19 protein-coding genes are annotated in these 19,283 nt (G+C 67.0%); 8 read left to right on the top strand and 11 right to left on the bottom strand.

Features of this window, described 5'->3' with window-relative positions; all coding sequences use genetic code 11:
* Positions 1–24: 24 nt before the first annotated feature.
* Positions 25–471, top strand: coding sequence for a hypothetical protein (locus EV655_RS09425; RefSeq protein ID WP_132544131.1), 447 nt, complete (start codon positions 25–27; stop codon positions 469–471).
* A gap of 19 nt (positions 472–490) precedes the next feature.
* Positions 491–739, top strand: coding sequence for a PepSY domain-containing protein (locus EV655_RS09420; protein WP_132544129.1), 249 nt, complete (start codon positions 491–493; stop codon positions 737–739).
* A 148-nt stretch (positions 740–887) separates the two neighbouring features.
* Here EV655_RS09420 and EV655_RS09415 read toward each other — a convergent pair whose 3' ends face one another.
* The 6 genes from EV655_RS09415 to EV655_RS09390 all read right to left on the bottom strand — a co-directional run bounded on the left by EV655_RS09415 (position 888) and on the right by EV655_RS09390 (position 8,830).
* On the bottom strand, positions 888–1,943 hold the full coding sequence (locus EV655_RS09415) for a hemin-degrading factor (protein WP_132544127.1): 1,056 nt from the start codon (positions 1,941–1,943) through the stop codon (positions 888–890).
* Positions 1,944–2,039: 96 nt separating this feature from the next.
* Complete coding sequence (xdhC, locus tag EV655_RS09410; RefSeq protein ID WP_132544125.1) at positions 2,040–2,876, bottom strand: xanthine dehydrogenase accessory protein XdhC; 837 nt, start codon at positions 2,874–2,876, stop codon at positions 2,040–2,042.
* A 3-nt stretch (positions 2,877–2,879) separates the two neighbouring features.
* A complete protein-coding gene (gene xdhB, locus EV655_RS09405) occupies positions 2,880–5,195 on the bottom strand; it encodes a xanthine dehydrogenase molybdopterin binding subunit (RefSeq protein WP_132544123.1) in 2,316 nt (771 codons plus the stop codon).
* A 10-nt stretch (positions 5,196–5,205) separates the two neighbouring features.
* Entirely contained in the window at positions 5,206–6,666 is a 1,461-nt protein-coding gene (gene xdhA / locus EV655_RS09400; protein ID WP_132544122.1) for a xanthine dehydrogenase small subunit, read from the bottom strand.
* A gap of 189 nt (positions 6,667–6,855) precedes the next feature.
* Positions 6,856–8,499 (bottom strand): chaperonin GroEL, encoded by a 1,644-nt coding sequence (gene groL / locus EV655_RS09395; protein WP_132544120.1) that lies wholly within the window; start codon positions 8,497–8,499, stop codon positions 6,856–6,858.
* Between the two features lie 43 nt (positions 8,500–8,542).
* Positions 8,543–8,830, bottom strand: coding sequence for a co-chaperone GroES (locus EV655_RS09390; RefSeq protein ID WP_132544118.1), 288 nt, complete (start codon positions 8,828–8,830; stop codon positions 8,543–8,545).
* A gap of 248 nt (positions 8,831–9,078) precedes the next feature.
* Here EV655_RS09390 and EV655_RS09385 point away from each other — a divergent pair, with 248 nt between their 5' ends.
* The 6 genes from EV655_RS09385 to EV655_RS09360 all read left to right on the top strand — a co-directional run bounded on the left by EV655_RS09385 (position 9,079) and on the right by EV655_RS09360 (position 14,062).
* Entirely contained in the window at positions 9,079–9,999 is a 921-nt protein-coding gene (locus EV655_RS09385; RefSeq protein WP_132544116.1) for a manganese-dependent inorganic pyrophosphatase, read from the top strand.
* 53 nt (positions 10,000–10,052) lie between these two features.
* Positions 10,053–10,922: a TIGR01459 family HAD-type hydrolase gene (locus EV655_RS09380; protein WP_132544114.1), complete on the top strand. Its 870-nt coding sequence runs from the start codon at positions 10,053–10,055 to the stop codon at positions 10,920–10,922.
* A 129-nt stretch (positions 10,923–11,051) separates the two neighbouring features.
* Positions 11,052–11,495 carry a MaoC family dehydratase gene (locus tag EV655_RS09375; protein WP_132544112.1) on the top strand — a complete coding sequence of 148 codons (444 nt, stop codon included), beginning with the start codon at positions 11,052–11,054 and terminating at the stop codon, positions 11,493–11,495.
* A 32-nt stretch (positions 11,496–11,527) separates the two neighbouring features.
* Positions 11,528–12,487 carry a bifunctional riboflavin kinase/FAD synthetase gene (locus tag EV655_RS09370; protein WP_132544110.1) on the top strand — a complete coding sequence of 320 codons (960 nt, stop codon included), beginning with the start codon at positions 11,528–11,530 and terminating at the stop codon, positions 12,485–12,487.
* A 3-nt stretch (positions 12,488–12,490) separates the two neighbouring features.
* Positions 12,491–12,961 (top strand): YcgN family cysteine cluster protein, encoded by a 471-nt coding sequence (locus EV655_RS09365; RefSeq protein WP_132544108.1) that lies wholly within the window; start codon positions 12,491–12,493, stop codon positions 12,959–12,961.
* 6 nt (positions 12,962–12,967) lie between these two features.
* Positions 12,968–14,062: a threonine aldolase family protein gene (locus tag EV655_RS09360; protein ID WP_132544106.1), complete on the top strand. Its 1,095-nt coding sequence runs from the start codon at positions 12,968–12,970 to the stop codon at positions 14,060–14,062.
* Between the two features lie 299 nt (positions 14,063–14,361).
* Here EV655_RS09360 and EV655_RS09355 read toward each other — a convergent pair whose 3' ends face one another.
* From EV655_RS09355 to EV655_RS09335, 5 genes are read right to left on the bottom strand one after another with little or no spacing between them, the layout of a single operon-like run.
* Entirely contained in the window at positions 14,362–14,772 is a 411-nt protein-coding gene (locus tag EV655_RS09355; protein ID WP_132544104.1) for a F0F1 ATP synthase subunit epsilon, read from the bottom strand.
* A 56-nt stretch (positions 14,773–14,828) separates the two neighbouring features.
* Positions 14,829–16,253, bottom strand: coding sequence for a F0F1 ATP synthase subunit beta (atpD, locus tag EV655_RS09350; protein WP_132544102.1), 1,425 nt, complete (start codon positions 16,251–16,253; stop codon positions 14,829–14,831).
* A 21-nt stretch (positions 16,254–16,274) separates the two neighbouring features.
* Complete coding sequence (locus tag EV655_RS09345) at positions 16,275–17,144, bottom strand: F0F1 ATP synthase subunit gamma (RefSeq protein WP_132544100.1); 870 nt, start codon at positions 17,142–17,144, stop codon at positions 16,275–16,277.
* A 23-nt stretch (positions 17,145–17,167) separates the two neighbouring features.
* Positions 17,168–18,706: a F0F1 ATP synthase subunit alpha gene (gene atpA, locus EV655_RS09340; RefSeq protein ID WP_132544098.1), complete on the bottom strand. Its 1,539-nt coding sequence runs from the start codon at positions 18,704–18,706 to the stop codon at positions 17,168–17,170.
* Complete coding sequence (locus EV655_RS09335) at positions 18,707–19,267, bottom strand: F0F1 ATP synthase subunit delta (protein WP_132544188.1); 561 nt, start codon at positions 19,265–19,267, stop codon at positions 18,707–18,709.
* Between the last annotated feature and the right edge of the window lie 16 nt (positions 19,268–19,283).

Raw genomic sequence — 19,283 nt, 5'->3', positions numbered from 1 at the left:
GCAATACAATAAGGGAGGAAACCGATGAAACGATTTGCACTCGCCCTTGCGGCGGCCCTGATCGCCGGACCGGCGGCCGCGGCGCCGCTGTGCGACGATCTGGGCTTTGCGGGGCTTCTGGCAAAATGCAACCGGGGAGAGCCGATCCAGCTGACTCTGGCCTCGGGCCAGCCGATCCATGCCGGATCCGGCCCGATCGAACTGCAGTCCGGGGCCTATTACGAGATCCATATCACCGCGGACGGGTCGGCGGAACTGGCGGTGATGGGACCGGCCTTCTTCCGCTCGGTCTGGCTGAACGAGATCGTCATCAACGACATCGAGGTGCGCCCGATGGCCGTGGACAGCCTGGAATTTGACGCCGCCGGGACCGCGCGCATTTCCTTCGTGGCGATCAAGCCCGGCAGTTCGGAGCTGATGATCCCCGGTTCGACCGGGGATGCCCAGCGCGTCCAGTTCTCGATCCGCTGACCCCTTGAGGAGAACTGAAATGAAACGCATTTTCGCCATTGCCGCCGTGATCCTCGCCCCCGGACTCGCGACGGCCAACGAGATCTCGCCCGACGTGGTCGAGAAGATCACCGCCATGCTCGCCGAGATGCAATGCGAGATGGACCCCTCCGATATCGAGACCGAGGACGGTGGCGGCTTTGAACTTGACGATGTGTTCTGTGCCGATGGCCAGTACGACATCGAACTCGACTCCGATCTGCAGGTGGTCGAGAAGCGCAAGGAATGACCGCGGCGCGTCCCGGTATTGCAGGGGACGCCCACTGGAACATGACGCCGCGCGGACAGGCCCCCGCGCGGCGTCTTTCCTTCCCGTAGCACGGTTGCCTTCGCCCGGACCCTGGCGGGCCCTCTTTCGCCCGGTTCGCGCGGCCGGATCACCCTGGGCGCTGAGCACCGCTGCCCGGCAGTGTCGCAACGAGATCGGTCCAGCCGGAGATACGGTCGCCATCGTCTCCGCGCACCCCCGAGACCCGCAGGATCGGCCCGCCTGATGCATCGAACGCCTCGACCGACATGGCCGGCCCGTTTCCCGTAGGCCGCGTCACCGCCCAGACCTCGGCCACCTTGTCGGCCCTGAGGTGCAGGTTGAAAGCGGGATCGAGTATGTTCAGCCAGGGGCCGGTCGGCTTGATGGTCTCGGCCGGACCGCGATGGATTTCGGTGCAGCCTCGGTTTCCGACCGCGAGGGCAAAGCGGAGCGCCCGCGTGGCAAGCCCGTTCAACAGCGCGTCCATGCAGGACGGATCAAGCGCCCTTGCCCGGGGGGCGCCCAAAATCCGGTAAGCGCCAAGGCGGTTCATCCCCAGCCCGGTCAACGCGGCAAGGAAGTCGCCCGCGCCGGTCGGCCGGTCCCATGCGGCCTGCAGCCGGTCAAGCGCGCCGGGGGCCGACCGCGCCGGCTCGACCGGCTCGCGCGGCGCGAGCGCCAGGCTGTCGGACTGGTCGTCGAGCCTGAGCCGGGCGATCAGCGCCTGCCATTCGGCCTCGATGTCGTCTTCGCCGAGATAGATCTTGTGCACCGCATCCCCGGCCCCGTCGAAGACCTGGATCGAGCGGCGGACCTTGCCACCCTTTTGCTCTTCGACGGCAAAACCGTGGACCCAGTGGCGCGGAACGATCCGCAGGTCGAATGCGGGGCCCCTGACCGTCGAGGCATCCCCGCCGGGCGTGTAGGAGCCATAGGCCCCCGTCTTCTCGATCACCGCGCAGTCGTTGCGGGTCAGCGCCATCGCCTCGCCAAATCCCGGCAGAAACGGCATCAGCGCATCCGGATCGGCCACGATCCGGATCACACCTGCACCGACCTCGGCGGCCAGCACCTCGGCCTCGGCCACGCCCAGAGAGTCGGCCAGGTCCCGGCTGCGCATGGTGGATTTCTCGGCCCGGGCGGACCTGATCCGGTCCGGGGTGACGATGTCGCCCGCTTGCATCGATGGCTCCTCTTTCGCTTCGCTTGCCCCGGCATGCTGCCCGGCTGGCCGGGAAACGCAACCATCCCCGCATCGCGGAAACGTCGCGGGGCCTTGTCACGCCCGCCGCCGGTCCGCGTCAATACCCGCCCCGGCCGCCCGCACTGCGAGAGCGGCCATGATCTCGGCCAGCGCGAAGGCGGCGATGACGGCCGGACGCTTGTCGCCCGTCCCTGCCGCGCCGATCGGACAGGTCAGCCCGTCCGCCGGACCACCGCCCCGCTCGGCGAGAAAGCGCAAGAACCGGGCGCGCTTTGACTGAGAGCCGATCAGCCCGACATAGGCCGCATCCCCGCGCCCCAGCGCCTCGGCAGCCAGCAAGAAGTCGAGTCCATGGTCGTGGGTCAGGATCACAAAGGCGCTGCCCGGGGGCGCGGCGCGGATCTCGGCCTCGGGCAGCGGGGTCAGCCGCGCCTCGGCCGCCGCGGGCGCCTGCGCGATCTGGTCGGCGCGGCTGTCGACAAGAACCGTCCTGACCGGCATCTGCACCAGCAGACCCGCAAGCGCGCGCCCGACATGGCCCGCGCCCAGCAGGATGACATGGGGCCGGGCGTCACCCTCTGTCCGCACCTCGCGCAACAGCGACGCCCGCGCCTTGGCCCCGAGGCACGTCAACGCCAGCGCGATCCGGCCGCCACAGCATTGCCCGGTCTCGGGACCGAGCGTGATTTCGATCCGGCGCCCCGCCTCGCCCGAGACCAGCATCGCACGCGCCGCTTCGATCCCGGCCAGTTCCACCCGTCCGCCGCCGACCGTGCCATGGACCGCGTCACCTGCCACCAGCATCCATGCGCCTTTCTCACGCGGGGCCGATCCCCGCACGCCGTTCAGCCGCACGAGGATTGCACGGGGATGGGCAGCAAGGAATCCATCAAGCGCCTGCGCATCGCCCATCGCTCAGGCCTCGCCCGTCAGCCGCGCGATGGCCATCAGCACCCGTTCGGGCGTCGCGGGGGCATCAAGCCGGGGACATTCGCGGTAATCCGCCACGCTTGCCACCGCCATCGACAGCGCCTCGAGCACCGAGATCGCCAGCATGAAGGGCGGCTCGCCCACCGCCTTGGATCGCTTGATCGTCATCTCGCGGTTCTCGGACCAGTCGGCCAGCCGCACGTTGAAGATGCGCGGAATGTCCGAGGCCAGCGGGATCTTGTAGGTGGACGGCGCATGGGTGCGCAGCCGCCCCTCTTCGTCCCACCACAGCTCCTCGGTGGTCAGCCACCCCATCCCCTGCACGAAGCCCCCCTCGACCTGGCCCAGGTCCAGCGCCGGGTTCAGCGACCGGCCCACGTCGTGCAGGATATCCACGCGATCCACCCGGTACTCCCCGGTCAGCGTGTCGACCGACACCTCGGAACAGGCCGCACCGTAGGCGAAGTAATAGAACGGGTGCCCCCGCCCCGTCGCCCGGTCCCAGTGGATCTTCGGCGTCTTGTAGAACCCCGCCGCAGACAGGTGCACCCGCGCCATGTAGGCCTCGTGCACCAGCCGGTCGAAGGGCACCGGCTCGGCCCCGATCCGCACCTCGTTCGGGGCGAAACGCACGTCCTCGGGCGCCACCCCCCGGCTTTCGGCGGCAAACGCCACCAGCCGCGCCTTGATCTGCTCGCAGGCATCCAGCGCCGCCATCCCGTTCAGGTCCGACCCCGACGAGGCCGCGGTGGCCGACGTGTTCGGCACCTTCTCGGTCGTGGTCTTCGTGATCCGGACCCGCTCGATATCCACCTGGAACGCGTCGGCCACCACCTGCGCCACCTTGGTGTTCAGCCCCTGCCCCATCTCGGTGCCACCATGGTTCAGGTGGATCGACCCGTCCTTGTAGACATGCACCAGCGCGCCCGCCTGGTTGTAATGGGTCGCGGTGAAGGAGATGCCGAACTTCACCGGCGTCAGCGCGATGCCCTTGGCGATGATCCCGCCCCGCGCGTTGTGCTCCAGCACCGCGGCCCGGCGCGCGGCATAGTCCGCGCTGGCCTCCAGCTCGTCGACCAGCCGGCCCACGATATTGTCCTCGACCCGCTGGTGATAGGGCGTCAGGTCGCGCCCCTCGCGGTAGAAATTCGCGCGCCTTATCTCCAGCGGATCGCGGCCCAGCGCACAGGCGATCTCCTCGATCATCCGCTCGGCGGCGATCATCCCCTGCGGCCCCCCGAAGCCGCGAAAGGCGGTGTTCGACACGGTGTTGGTCTTCAACGGCCGCGACCGCAGCCGCACCGCCTGATAGAAATAGGCATTGTCGGCATGGAACAGCGCCCGGTCGGTCACCGGCCCCGACAGATCGGCCGAGAACCCGCAGCGCGCGGTCACGGTCGCATCCACCGCGTGGATCACCCCGTCCGCGCCGAACCCCACCTCGTAGTCCACCACCACGTCATGCCGCTTGCCGGTGGCGATCATGTCCTGGTCGCGGTCGGGGCGGATCTTGACGGCCTGGTTCCAGCGCTTCGCGGCCAGCGCGGCCACCACGCAGAACAGGTTCATCTGGGTTTCCTTGCCGCCGAAGCCGCCGCCCATCCGGCGCACGTTCACCACGACCGCGTTCGCGGGCACCCCCAGCACCTGCGCCACCATCTGCTGCACCTCGGTCGGGTGCTGGGTCGAGGCATGCACCGTGACCTCGTCATCCTCGCCCGGGATGGCAAAGGCGATCTGGCCCTCCAGGTACATGTGGTCCTGCCCGCCGACCGTCATCCGGGCCCTGATGCGATGCGTCGCGGCGGCCAGCGCAGGCCCCACATCGCCGCGTTCCAGCACCAGCGGCGCGGTCACGTCCGGGTAGCCCGCCGCCAGCGCCGCCTCGATGCCGATCGCGGCGGGCAACGGCTCGATCTCCACCCGCGCCAGTTCCGCCGCCCGGCGCGCGGCGTCACGGGTCTCGGCGATCACGGCGAAGATCGGCTGGCCATGGAATTCCACCAGCGCCTCGGGAAAGACCGGCTCGTCGCGGCAGCCGGTCGGGCTGATGTCGTTCAGCCCCGGAATGTCGGCCGCCGTCAGCACGCCGACGACGCCCGGCGCGGCCACGACCGCCGACAGGTCCAGCCCCGTCAGCCGCCCATGGGCGCAGGGCGCGAGGCCAAGATAGCCGTGCAGCGTGCCCACCGGCTCGGGGATGTCGTCGGTATAGTCCGCCCGGCCGGTGACGTGCTTTTCGGCCGAATCGTGGGCCACATGCCCGTGCACCGCGCCCGTTATGCCCACATCGGTCTTCATCGCCGCCCCCTCACGCCCGTTCCAGCCGGGCGGGCTCGGGCCCGGCCTCCTGCTCCAGCCAGAACCGGCGCAGCAGGTTCTGCGCGACGCGCATGCGATAGGCGGCCGAGGCACGCCAGTCGGTCAACGGCGTGAAATCGCGCGGCAGTTCCTTGGCCGCCGCCAGCACCGTCGCCTCCGCCCAGGGCCGCCCCACCAGCGCCGCCTCGGCCTGCGCGGCCCGTTTCGGCACCCCCGCCATGCCGCCAAAGGCCAGCCGCGCACCGGTGATCGTGCCGCCCTCGACCGTCACGGAGAACCCCGCCGCGACCGAGGAAATATCCTCGTCCCGCCGCTTCGACACCTTGTAGGCGGCGTGCCGCACCCCCGGCGCCGCCAGCGGCACGCGGATCGCTTCGACGAACTCGCCCGGCGCGCGGTCCTGTTTGCCGTAATCGAGGAAAAACGCCTCCAGCGGCAGCACCCGCCGCGCATCGCCCCGCCGCAACACCACCTCGGCGCCCAGCGCGATCAGCACCGGCGGCGTGTCCCCGATGGGCGAGCCGTTGGCGATGTTGCCCCCGACCGTACCCATGGCGCGCACCTGCGGCCCGCCGATCCGGTCCCAGTAGGCGCCAAGGTGCGGGAACTCCGCGACCAGCGCCGCCTGCACCTCGGCATAGCTGGCCCCCGCCCCGATCCGCAGCGCGCCGTCCGCCCTGTCCACCCGCCGCAGCGCGTCCAGATGGCCGATGAAGAGCGCGGGCCCAATCCGTTTCAGCCCCTTGGTCACCCAAAGCCCCACATCGGTCGCGCCCGCGACAACCGTGGCCTCGGGGTGCGCCGCGAAGAGCGCGGCGAAATCGTCCAGATCCGCCGGCAGGATCGCCCGGCTGTCGCCCCGGGCCACCTCGACCCGCCGCCCGTCGCGCAGCGCGGCCAGCCGCGCCGCGACCCCGGCCCGGCCCGCCACCAGCGGATCGTCGGCCGGATCGCCGAAGTCCCGCGCGGATTTCGCGGCGCGCAGGATCGGCGCATAGCCCGTGCAGCGGCACAGGTTGCCCTGCAACGCGGTCTCGATCCGGGCCTCGTCGGGCGCGGGCGTCTCCATCCACAGCGCGGCCAGCGCCATCACGATCCCCGGCGTACAGAATCCGCACTGGCTGCCGTGATGTGCAACCATCGCCGCCTGCACCGGGTGAAGCCCGCCACCCGGCCCCGCCAGATGCTCGACCGTCACCACATGGCAACCATCGAGCGAGGGCATCAGACGGATGCAGGCATTGACCGGCTCGTAGACCAACCGACCATCCGACAGGCGGCCCACCAGCACCGTACAGGCGCCGCAATCCCCCTCGGCGCAGCCTTCCTTGGTTCCGGTGAGGCGGCGGTCGAGCCGGAGGAAGTCGAGCAGCGTATCCTCGGCGGCGACCGCGGCCAGCCGCACGTCGCCCGCGTTCAGCAGGAATCGGATCTCCCGGCGTTCGTCCATCGCGCGTCCCTCCATCCGGACCACTCTATGCCGGTAAAGGCACGGGGCAAACAGGCCCTTGGGCGTCGGGCGCGGCACATCGCGGCTGCCACAAGGCAAGGCAGAGACGGGCGGAGATGCCCGATCGGCCGGCCAAAGAAAAAGGGGCCGCGAAACGCGGCCCCTTTCCGTCCGTCCCGAAGGATGGCTTTACATCATGCCGCCCATGCCGCCCATGTCGGGCATGCCGCCGCCAGCACCCTGGCCCTTGGGCTCGGGCTTGTCGGCCACCATCGCCTCGGTGGTGATCAGCAGGCCGGCAATCGAGGCCGCGTCTTCCAGTGCGGTGCGGGTCACCTTGGCCGGGTCGATCACGCCAAACTTGAACATGTCGCCATATTCCTCGGTCTGCGCGTTGAAGCCGAAATGGGCATCGCTGCTCTCGCGGATCTTGCCCGCGACGACGGCACCGTCCACACCCGCGTTCTCGGCGATCTGGCGCAGCGGCGCCTCAAGCGCCTTGCGCACGATGGTGATCCCGGCGTTCTGGTCGTCGTTGGCCCCGGTCAGGCCTTCAAGCGTCTTGCCCGCCTGCACCAGCGCCACGCCGCCGCCGACCACGATGCCTTCCTGCACGGCCGCACGGGTCGCGTTCAGGGCGTCATCGACACGGTCCTTGCGCTCTTTCACCTCGACCTCGGTCATGCCGCCGACGCGGATGACGGCAACGCCACCGGCCAGTTTCGCGACACGCTCCTGCAGCTTCTCGCGGTCGTAGTCGGACGAGGTTTCCTCGATCTGCGCGCGGATCTGGCCGACGCGGGCCTCGATCTCGGCCTTGTCGCCGGCGCCGTCGATGATCGTGGTGTCGTCCTTCTTGATCAGGACCTTCTTGGCGCGGCCCAGCATGTCGAGGGTCACGTTTTCAAGCTTCATGCCAAGGTCTTCCGAGATCACCTGGCCGCCCGTGAGGATCGCGATGTCCTGCAGCATGGCCTTGCGGCGGTCGCCGAAGCCCGGCGCCTTGACCGCGGCGATCTTCAGGCCGCCGCGCAGCTTGTTGACCACGAGGGTCGCCAGCGCTTCGCCTTCGACGTCCTCGGCGATGATCAGCAGCGGCTTCTGCGACTGGATCACGGCTTCGAGCAGCGGCACCATCGGCTGCAGCGACGAGAGTTTCTTCTCGTGCAGCAGGATCAGCGCGTCGTCGAGTTCCGCAGCCATCTTGTCGGCATTGGTCACGAAGTAGGGCGAGAGGTAGCCGCGGTCGAACTGCATGCCTTCGACGACCTCGACCTCGGTCTCCATGCCCTTGTTCTCTTCGACGGTGATGACGCCGTCATTGCCGACCTTCTGCATCGCGTCGGCGATAAAGCGGCCGATATTGGCCTCGCCGTTCGCCGAGATGGTGCCGACCTGGGCAACTTCGTCGCTGTCGCTGACCGGGCGCGAGGCGGCCTTGATCGCTTCGACGACCTTGGTGGTCGCCAGATCGATGCCGCGCTTGAGGTCCATCGGGTTCATGCCCGCGGCGACCGACTTCATGCCCTCGCGCACGATGGCCTGGGCCAGAACGGTGGCGGTGGTGGTGCCGTCGCCGGCCTCGTCATTGGTGCGCGAGGCGACTTCCTTCACCATCTGCGCGCCCATGTTCTCGAACCGATCCTCGAGTTCGATCTCCTTGGCGACGGTCACGCCGTCCTTGGTGATCCGGGGCGCCCCGAAGGATTTCTCGATGACCACGTTGCGGCCCTTGGGGCCGAGGGTGACCTTGACCGCATCGGCGAGGGTGTTGACACCCTTCAGCATGCGGTTGCGGGCGTCGGTGTTGAACTTGACGTCCTTGGCAGCCATGTTGCTGTCTCCTGATTGTCCGGTTGAGTGTTGGTGCGACCGCTCAGGCGATGATGCCGAGGATGTCGCTTTCCTTCATGATGAGAAGTTCCTGGCCGTCGATCGTGACCTCGGTGCCCGACCACTTGCCGAAGAGAACGCGATCGCCGGCCTTCACGGCCATCGCGATCAGCTCGCCCGAATCCTTGCGGGCGCCTTCGCCACAGGCGATGATCTCGCCCTCGGCGGGCTTCTCTTTCGCGCTGTCGGGGATGATCAGACCGCCCTTGGTCTTTTCGTCGCCTTCCACGCGGCGGACCAGAACCCGGTCATGCAGAGGTTTGAATGCCATCTTTGAACGCTCCTTGGTTCAGGGTGTGAACTGTTGTCACTCGCACCCATCGAGTGCTAACAGCGCTGACCTAGGCACAACCCGGATATCTGTCAAGCACCCCCTGCGGCAAAAAATATCGGCCGCCGTGCCACATGCACCGGCCGTGCTGCCGTCACGAAACCTTCGCCCGCCGCCCCCGTGACAAGCCCCGCGCCCCTGCCTATAAGGGCGCCCGACTGACATTCCAGACAAGCGGACGCACCCCCATGACGATCAAGGTTCTTGGCCACAAGTCCCCCGATACCGATTCCACCGGCTCGCCCATCATCTGGGCCTGGTATCTTTCCGAGGTCAAAGGCAAGGCCGCCGAGGCCAAGCTGCTTGGCGAGCCCAATACCGAGGCGAAATTCGTGCTGAAGCGCTGGAGCCTCGCCCAGCCCGAGATCATTGCCGACGTGGCCCCCGGCGAGGACGTGGTCGTTGTCGACACCAACAACCCCGCCGAACTGCCCGCACATATCAACGAGGCCAACGTGATCGCGCTGATCGACCACCACATGCTGGTGGGCGGGCTCAAGACACGCAGCCCGATCGAGATCACCGTCCGCCCCGTGGCCTGCACCGCCACCATCATGCACGACCTGATGGGCTCGGATGCCACAAGGATGCCCGAGGCGATCAAGGGCGCGATGCTGTCCTGCATCCTGTCCGACACGCTGGAATTCCGCTCGCCCACCACCACGCCCGACGACCGCGCGCTGGCCGAGGCGCTGGCCGCCGATCTGGGTGTCTCGATCCCCGACTACGCCGCCGAGATGTTCGCGGCCAAGTCCGACGTCTCGGCCTTTTCGGATGCGGAGCTGCTGCGGATGGATTCCAAGGAATTCGAGATCGCGGGCAAGAAATTCCGTGTTTCCGTGCTGGAAACCACCTCGCCCGCGACCGTGCTCGACCGCAAGGCCAGCCTGATGGAGTCCATGGTCAAGGTGGCCGAGGAAGACGGCGCCGACCAGGTGCTGCTGTTCGTCGTGGACATCCTGCGCGAAGAGGCGACGCTGCTGGTCCCGAACGATCTGGTCAAGCAGGTCGCCGAGAAAAGCTTCGCCGCCAGGGTCGAGGGTGACGCGGTGGTCCTGCCCGGCATCATGAGCCGGAAAAAGCAGATCCTGCCGAACCTGCAACTCTGAATCCCTTCCGGGGCGCCCGCATCGGGCGCCCCTTTCTCCGTCGAGGACCGCCCATGACCCAGATCATCGAAAGCCTCGCCGAGGTGTCCGGCCGCTACCGTGCGCTGTTCGTCGATCTCTGGGGCTGCCTGCACAACGGGCGCGAGGCGTTTCCCGAGGCGGTTGCCGCGCTGCAGCGCTACAAGGCGGGCGGCGGGGCGGTGGTGCTGCTGACCAATGCGCCGCGCCACCGAAAGGCGGTCGAGGGGCAGTTGGCGCAGCTGAACGTGCCGACCGATTGCTGGGACACCATCGCCACCTCGGGCGATGCGGCGCGCGCGGCGATGTTCCGCGGCGCGGTGGGGCAGAAGGTCTGGTTCGTGGGCATCGAGTTCGACCTGACCTTCTTCGACCCCATCCGGATCGTCGAGAACCCGGTCGAGATTGAGCGCGTGCCGCTGGACCAGGCCGAGGGCATCGTCTGCACCGGCCCCTTCGACGCCCATGCCGACCCTGCCGAGATGCGCCCGCAACTGCTTTACGCCAAGCAGAAGGGTCTGAAACTCCTTTGCGCCAATCCCGACATCGTCGTGGACCGGGGCGAAACGCGGGAATGGTGCGCGGGCGCGATCGCCGCGCTCTACACCGAGATGGGCGGCGAAAGCCTCTATTTCGGCAAGCCACAGCCGGCGATCTATGACCTTGCCCGGCAGCGGCTGGCGGAGATCGCCGACGTGCCCGACCATCAGATCCTGTGCATCGGCGACGGGATCGCCACCGACATCCGCGGCGCTTTGGGCGAAGACCTCGATTCGCTTTTCATTACCGGGGGTCTGGCCGCCGAAGAGACCAGGACCGCGCGCGATCCGGATCCGGCCACGCTGGAGGGTTATCTGGCCCGTGCGATGGCCAGCCCCACCTACGCAATGGGCTTTCTGCGCTGACGCACAAAGCGCACGCAACAAAGTTACGACATTCGCTCCCCGCGTAACGAAATATTACTCTTGGCCGTTGCAGGCTGAAGACCGCTTCGCTATGCTGCGCTGCAACATCACGGGCCGGGAGCCGGGGGAATGCTCGACAACATGCCACGCGGAACCATCTGCATCGAGGATCTCGAGATCGGCATGATCCGCCACCTGCGCAAGCAGGTGACCGACCGTGACATAGAATTGTTCGCCGAGGTCTCGACCGACCGGAACCCGGTTCACCTGGACGACGACTACGCGCTTGAGACGATCTTCGAAGGCCGTATCGCCCACGGCATGCTGACCGCGGGGCTGATCTCGGCGGTGATCGGCGAACAGCTTCCGGGACATGGCACGATCTACCTAGGCCAGACCTTGAAATTCATGGCCCCCGTCCGTCCCGGCGACGTGGTAGTGGCCGAGGTCGAGGTCACCGCCATCGACTATGGCAAGCGCCGCGTGACGCTCGACACCCGCTGCCTTGTTGACGGCAAACCCGTTCTCAAGGGCGAGGCCACGGTTCTGGCGCCGACCAAGAAATTCGATTGACGCCGCCCGGCCTTGGGTGCAATCCGGGGCCGATGAAGACCTTCACCACATGGGCAGGCGCCCCCTTGGGCGAACGCGGCGCGGTGGCCGCCATCGGCAATTTCGACGGGGTGCATCTGGGCCACCGCGCGGTGATCGAGATCGCCCGGAACGAGGCCGCCAGCCACGGCGTGCCGCTGGGCGTGCTGACCTTCGAACCCCATCCACGCCAGATTTTTGCCCCCGACGCCCCCCCCTTTCGGCTGATGAACGCCGAGGCGCGGTCGAACCGGCTGGCCAAGCTGGGCATCGACCACCTGTACGAACTGCCCTTCGACGCGAGGCTTGCAGGCCTCACGCCCGAGGCATTTGCCCGCGAGGTCCTGCACGAGGGCCTGGGGCTGGCCCATGTCGTCGTCGGGCAGGATTTCCGCTTCGGCAAGGGGCGTGCGGGCGACGTGGCCGCGCTCCGGCAGTACGGCGACGACCTGGGCTTTCGCGTCACCGTGGTGGAGCTGGTGTCGAACGCCGAGGGCGAGGTGTCCTCGACCGCGATCCGCGACGCGCTGACCGACGGGCGGCCGCGCGACGCCGCCGCGATGCTGGGCCACTGGCACCGGATCGAGGGCGCGGTGCTGCATGGCGATTCGCGCGGACATGCGTTGGGCTTTCCGACGGCGAACATGTCGATCCACGGGCTGCACCGGCCGCGCTTCGGGGTCTATGCCGTCCGCGTCGACGTACTGGCGGGCCCGCATGCGGGAACCTATGACGGCGCCGCCTCGATCGGGGTGCGGCCGATGTTCGGCGAGAATGTCCCGAACTGCGAGAGCTTCCTGTTCGATTTCAGGGGCGATCTCTACGGCACCCACCTGTCGGTCGCTCTCGTCGAGTTCCTGCGCGACGAGGCGAAATACGATAGCCTGAACGCGCTGGTCGCCCAGATCGAGAAGGACTGCGCGCGCGCGCGCCAGATCCTGTCCGAGGAACCGCCCCTGCCCTGGCGGCCCTGAGCCATGACCGGCCCAATCGATCGCACAGGCCTGCGCCCCCGCTTCTGGGAACGGGTCCCGATGAAGAAGCTGACCCGCCAGGAGTGGGAGGCGCTCTGCGATGGCTGTGGCAAGTGCTGCCTGAACAAGCTGGAAGATGCCGATACCGGCGAGGTGGTCTTTACCCGCATCGCTTGCAGGCTGCTGGACGACGACACCTGCCGCTGCGCAAACTACGCGTGCCGCAAGTCCATCGTGCCCGAATGCGTGGTGCTGACGCCCAAGAACATCGCAGAGATCGCCTATTGGATGCCCGCCAGTTGCGCCTATCGTCTGGTCTGGGAAGGCAAGGCCCTGTACGACTGGCACCCGCTGGTCTCGGGCGACCCCGACAGCGTGCATCGCGCCGGGATGTCCGTCAAAGGCTGGACGATCCCCGAATTCGACGTGCCAGTCGAGGATTGGGAAGACCACGTGATCGAAGAGGAGCTTTGAGCGCCCATGCATTTCGCCTCGGACAACACCTCGCCCGTGCCGCCCCAGGTCCTTGAGGCGCTGATCGAGGCCAACCATGGCTATGCCATGCCCTATGGCAACGACGTCGCGACATCAGAGGTGCGCGACGCGGTTCGCGCAGCCTTCGAAGCCCCCGAAGCCGAGGTCTATCTTGTCGCCACGGGCACTGCGGCCAACGCGCTGGCGCTGGCCTGTCTGTGCCCGCCCTGGGCCACGGTCTATTGCCACCGGACCGCCCATGTCGAAGAGGACGAATGTGGCGCGCCCGAGTTCTATACCGGCGGCGCCAAGCTGACGCTGCTGGGCGGCGAACATGCCAAGATCGACCCCGGCGAGTTGGAGCGGGCCATCGGCTTCACCGCGCGGGCGGGCGTGCACAACGTGCAGCGGGGCGCCGTCTCGATCACCAACGCGACAGAGGCCGGCGCAGTCTACACGCCCGAAGAGGTCGCCGCGATCAGCCGGATAGCCAGGGACGCAGGACTGCCCGTCCACATGGACGGCGCACGATTTGCCAATGCCGTGGTGTCGGCAGGCTGCAAGCCCGCCGAGATGACATGGAAGGCAGGCGTCGATGTCCTGTCGCTTGGCGGCACCAAGAACGGTCTGATGGGGGTCGAAGCGGTGATCCTGTTCGATCCGTCGCGTGCGTGGGAGTTCGAGTTGCGGCGCAAACGGGGCGGACATCTGTTCTCCAAGCACCGCTACCTCTCGGCGCAGATGGCAGCCTATCTCCGGGACGATCTGTGGCTGAAGATGGCCAGCCGGGCAAATGCGGCGGCGGCACGGCTTTCGGCCGGTCTCGCCGCGCTGCCGGGGGCAACACTGCTGTTTCCGACCGAGGCGAACGCCGTCTTCGCCGCCTGGCCCCGCGAGGGTCACCGGCGCGCGCAAAAGGAAGGCGCACAATATTACCTCTGGCCGATGGACCAGGGCCTGGAGGGGCCAGGCGACGTGCCACTCTCGGCACGGCTCGTCTGTTCGTGGTGCACCATGGACGAGGAGGTGGACGCCTTTCTTGCCCTGATCGATGGCGGAACCGAGTCTGTTCCGACGCAGGTGCCTCCCCCGAACAGCTGATCCGGCGGATGGACGAGTAGTTCCCATTCCTCGGGATCGTGCACCGGCCCAAAGGCCATCGGGTCCGCCCGGATACGGGCGACAGGGGGGGATCGGCCCGGATCTGGAACGCCGGCTGGACCCCCACCCGCCCGATATCCTTTTGCATCGCTTGCCGTCCCTACCCCCGCGAGCCCGGTTTTCGTCCCCTACCCAGTCGCAGAGGGGTAACGCGACTCAAGCGCCGTCTTGTCCGGCAGGCGAAACGGCAAAGGCCCCGCCGGGGCGGGGCCTCTGGAAACCGATCGGGGACCGGTCGTTCAGCCCTGCGGTTCAAATCCCATATGGGTGCCCATTGCAACCATGTCGGCCAGCATCTTGGCCGAAGAGTCGACCACATCGGGATGGGCTTCCTTGTAGGACGCGCGGGCCTCGGCGACCATCTCGTTGATCATTTCCCGCGTCACTTCCTCGACCGGATGCGAGCGCTCTGCCAGCACCGTGGCGCGGTCGGCGGTGATCTCGGCGAAACCGCCGGTGACGATATATTTCTGGCTGCCCTTCTCGGTGAATACCTCGAGAACGCCGGGGCGCAGCGTGGTGATCAGCGGCGCGTGCAGCGGCATCGCGGTCAGATCGCCCTCGAAGCCGGGAATGACCACCTGCGTGGCCCGCTCGGACGCGACACGCCGTTCGGGCGCGACGAGGTCGAATTGCATCGTATCGGCCATGTTGCCTCCTTGGGGAACCGGCGCCGGGCGGTTTGCACCCGGCGCCCAAGCCAGTATCAGGCCGCGTCGGCCGCCATCTTCTCGGCCTTGGCGATCACCTCGTCGATATCGCCGACCATGTAGAAGGCCGCTTCCGGCAGGTGATCGTATTCGCCGGCGACCACGGCCTTGAAGGACGCGATGGTCTTTTCAAGCGGCACCTGGATGCCGTCAGAACCGGTGAACACCTTGGCCACGTCGAAGGGCTGCGACAGGAAGCGCTGGATCTTGCGGGCGCGCGACACGGTCAGCTTGTCCTCTTCGGACAGTTCGTCCATGCCGAGGATCGCGATGATGTCCTGCAGCGACTTGTAGCGTTGCAGGATGCCCTGCACGTCGCGGGCCACCTGGTAATGCTCTTCGCCGACGATCGCCGGATCAAGGATCCGCGACGAGGAGTCGAGCGGGTCCACCGCCGGGTAGATGCCAAGCTCGGAGATCGCGCGCGACAGCACGGTCGTGGCGTCAAGGTGGGCAAAGGTGGTGGCGGGCGCGGGGTCGGTCAGGTCGTCCGCGGGAACGTAAACTGCCTGGATCGAGGTGATCGATCCCGCCTTGGTCGAGGTGATGCGTTCCTGCATCGCGCCCATGTCGGTGGCCAGCGTCGGCTGGTAGCCCACCGCCGACGGGATCCGGCCCAGAAGCGCCGACACCTCGGACCCGGCCTGGGTAAAGCGGAAGATGTTGTCGACGAAGAACAGAACGTCGGTGCCCGACTGGTCGCGGAACTGCTCGGCCAGCGTCAGGCCGGTCAGCGCGACACGGGCGCGCGCGCCCGGCGGCTCGTTCATCTGGCCATAGACCAGCGCCACCTTGGATTCCGCAAGGTTGTCGATCTTGATGACTTCGGAGTCCATCATCTCGTGGTAGAGGTCGTTGCCCTCGCGGGTCCGTTCACCGACACCGGCGAACACGGAATAGCCCGAGTGCACCTTGGCGATGTTGTTGATCAGTTCCATGATCAGCACGGTCTTGCCCACGCCGGCGCCGCCGAACAGGCCCACCTTGCCGCCCTTGGAATAGGGAGCGAGGAGGTCGATCACCTTGATGCCGGTCACGAGGATGTCGGACGAGGTCGCCTGTTCGGCGAATTCGGGCGCGGGCTGGTGGATCGAGCGCTTCTCAGAGGCGACCACGGGGCCCTTCTCGTCGATCGGTTCACCGATCACGTTGAGGATGCGGCCAAGGGTGGCGTCGCCCACCGGAACCGAGATCGGCCCACCGGTGTCGGTCACCTTGGCGCCCCGGACGAGGCCCTCGGTCGCGTCCATGGCGATGGTGCGCACGGTATTCTCGCCGAGATGCTGGGCAACTTCGAGGACCAGGCGCTTGCCGTTGTTCTCGGTTTCCAGGGCGTTGAGGATTTCGGGCAGGGCACCGTCGAACTGAACGTCGACGACGGCACCGATCACCTGGGTGACTTTGCCTTGAGCGTTTGCCATTTCGTATCTCCGGTTCGTCTTCTAGAGCGCCTCGGCGCCCGAAATGATTTCGATGAGTTCCTTGGTGATCGCGGCCTGGCGCGAGCGGTTGTACTCGATCGTCAGCCTGTCGATCATGTCGCCGGCGTTGCGGGTCGCGTTGTCCATCGCGGACATGCGCGCGCCCTGTTCCGAGGCCCCGTTCTCGAGAAGCGCGGTGAAGATCTGCGTGGCGACGTTGCGCGGCAGCAACTCGGCCATGATCTCGCCCTCGGTCGGCTCGTACTCGTAGATGGTCGAGCTGCCCTCGGGTTCTTCGAACCGGGCCGGGATGATCTGCAGCGCGGTGGGCTCTTGCGAGATCACCGACTTGAAACGGCTGAAGAAGATCGTCGCGACGTCAAACTCGCCCGCATCGAAACGGCCGATGATGTCCTGGGCGATCTGGCGGGCATTGGCATAACCGATGCGCTTGACTTCCGACAGGTCGACATGGCCGACGATAAGATCGCCGAACTCGCGCTTGAGCTGTTCGCGGCCCTTGCGGCCCACGGTCAGGATCTTGACCGTCTTGCCCTGCCCGGCCAGCGCGTTGATCTTGGCCCTGGCCAGCCGCACGATAGACGAGTTGAAGGCGCCGCACAGGCCCCGTTCGGCGGTCATGACGACAAGCAGGTGCACCTTGTCCGACCCTGTGCCGATCAGCAACCGGGGCGCATTCGCCGCCCCGGTGGACGACGCGGCGAGGCCGGCCATCACCTTCTGCATCTGCTCGGCATAGGGGCGCGCGCTTACGGCGGCATCCTGGGCGCGGCGGAGCTTGGCCGCCGCGACCATCTGCATGGCCTTCGTGATCTTCCGCGTGTTCTTGACGCTTCCGATCCGGTTCTTGAGATCCTTGAGGCTGGGCATCTATCCGGTCCTGACCCGCGCTCTTACGCGAAGTTCTTGGCGAATTCGTCGAGCACCGCCTTGATCTTGTCTTCCAGTTCGCCCTTCACCTTGCGATCGTTGTTGGTGATGTCATCCAGCAGGTCGCGGTGCTTGTTGCGCAGGAAGTTCAGCAGGTCCGACTCGTACCGGCCGACATCCTTGACGGCGATCTTGTCGAGATAGCCGTTGGTGCCGGCATAGATCACGCAGACGATCTCGGCGTTCGAGAGCGGCGAGTATTGCGGCTGCTTCATCAGTTCCGTCAGGCGCGCACCACGGTTCAGCAGACGCTGGGTCGAAGCGTCGAGATCCGAGCCGAACTGGGCAAAGGCCGCCATCTCGCGATACTGGGCCAACGACAGTTTCACCGGGCCCGCGACCGAGGACATCGCCTTGGTCTGGGCCGACGAGCCCACCCGGCTGACCGACAGACCGGTGTTCACGGCGGGGCGGACGCCCTGATAGAACAGGTCGGTTTCCAGGAAGATCTGGCCGTCGGTGATCGAGATCACGTTGGTCGGGATGTAGGCCGACACGTCGCCCGCCTGGGTCTCGATGATCGGCAGTGCCGTCAGCGAACCCGCACCGTGATCCTCGTTCAGCTTGGCCGAACGTTCCAGCAGGCGGGAATGGAGGTAGAAAACGTCACCCGGATAGGCTTCGCGCCCCGGCGGGCGGCGCAGCAGCAGCGACATCTGGCGGTAGGCCACGGCCTGTTTCGACAGGTCGTCATAGATCATCAGGGCGTGGCGGCCATTGTCGCGGAAATACTCGCCCATCGCGGTTGCCGAATAGGGCGCGAGGAACTGCATCGGTGCGGGGTCGGACGCGGTGGCGGCCACCACGATCGAATAGGCCATGGCGCCGGTCTCTTCCAGCTTCTTCACCAGCTGGGCGACGGTCGAGCGCTTCTGCCCCACGGCGACGTAGACGCAATAGAGCTTCTTGCTCTCGTCGTCGCCGGCGGCCTCGTTGTAGGATTTCTGGTTCAGGATCGTGTCGAGCGCCACGGCGGTCTTGCCGGTCTGGCGGTCGCCGATGATGAGTTCCCGCTGGCCGCGGCCGATCGGGATCATGGCGTCGACCGATTTCAGGCCGGTCGCCATCGGCTCGTGCACCGACTTGCGCGGAATGATGCCGGGCGCCTTGACGTCGGCGACGCGGCGCTCGGTTGCCATGATCGGGCCCTTGTTGTCGATCGGGTTGCCGAGACCATCGACCACCCGGCCCAGCAGCGCGTCGCCCACCGGCACGTCCACGATCGAGTTGGTGCGCTTGACCGTGTCGCCTTCCTTGATGTCCCGGTCCGAGCCGAAGATCACGATACCGACATTGTCGACCTCGAGGTTCAGCGCCATGCCGCGGATGCCGCCAGGGAATTCCACCATCTCGCCGGCCTGCACGTTGTCCAGGCCGTGGACACGGGCGATCCCGTCGCCGACCGACAGCACGCGGCCCACCTCTGCGACTTCGGCCTCCTGACCGAAATTCTTGATCTGCTCCTTGAGGATCGCAGAGATCTCAGCTGCTTGGATACCCATTTATCCGACCTCTTTCATGGTGTTCTGGAGTGCACTCAGGCGCGTGCGGATCGAGCTGTCGATCATCTTCGAGCCCAGTTTGACAACGAGCCCGCCGATGAGACGCTCATCGACGGTGGCATTGATCTTGACGTCCTTGCCCGCATTGGCCTTGAGCGCCGCGGCGAGTTTCGCCTTCTGCGCATCCGATAGCGGCCGGGCCGATACCACATCGGCGCTGATCTCGCCCTTGTGCTCGGCGATCAGCGCGCGCAGCCGGGCGACCAGTTGCGGCAGCGCGAAAAGCCGCCGCTTGGACGCCATCAGCCGCATCGTGTTCGCGGTCATCGCGCCGATCCCCATCTTGGGCGCAAGCGTCGCGATGGCGTTCGACTGCGCCTCACGCGTGTAGATCGGCGAGGCGATGAGAGCGCGAAAATCGGCGCTATCCGTCAGAACCGCATCGATGATTTCCACATCGGCCTCAAGGGCCGCAACGGCATTGGCTTCCTTGGCGATCTCGAACAGAGCGGTGGCGTATCGCGCGGCGATGCCGGACGAAATCGAGGCTGGTTCGGACACGTCAACCCTTCCGATA

The organism is Rhodovulum euryhalinum (genome assembly GCF_004342445.1).
In the GTDB taxonomy this organism is placed as follows: Bacteria; Pseudomonadota; Alphaproteobacteria; order Rhodobacterales; family Rhodobacteraceae; genus Rhodovulum; species Rhodovulum euryhalinum.
This window is presented reverse-complemented; position numbering and strand designations above follow the sequence as displayed.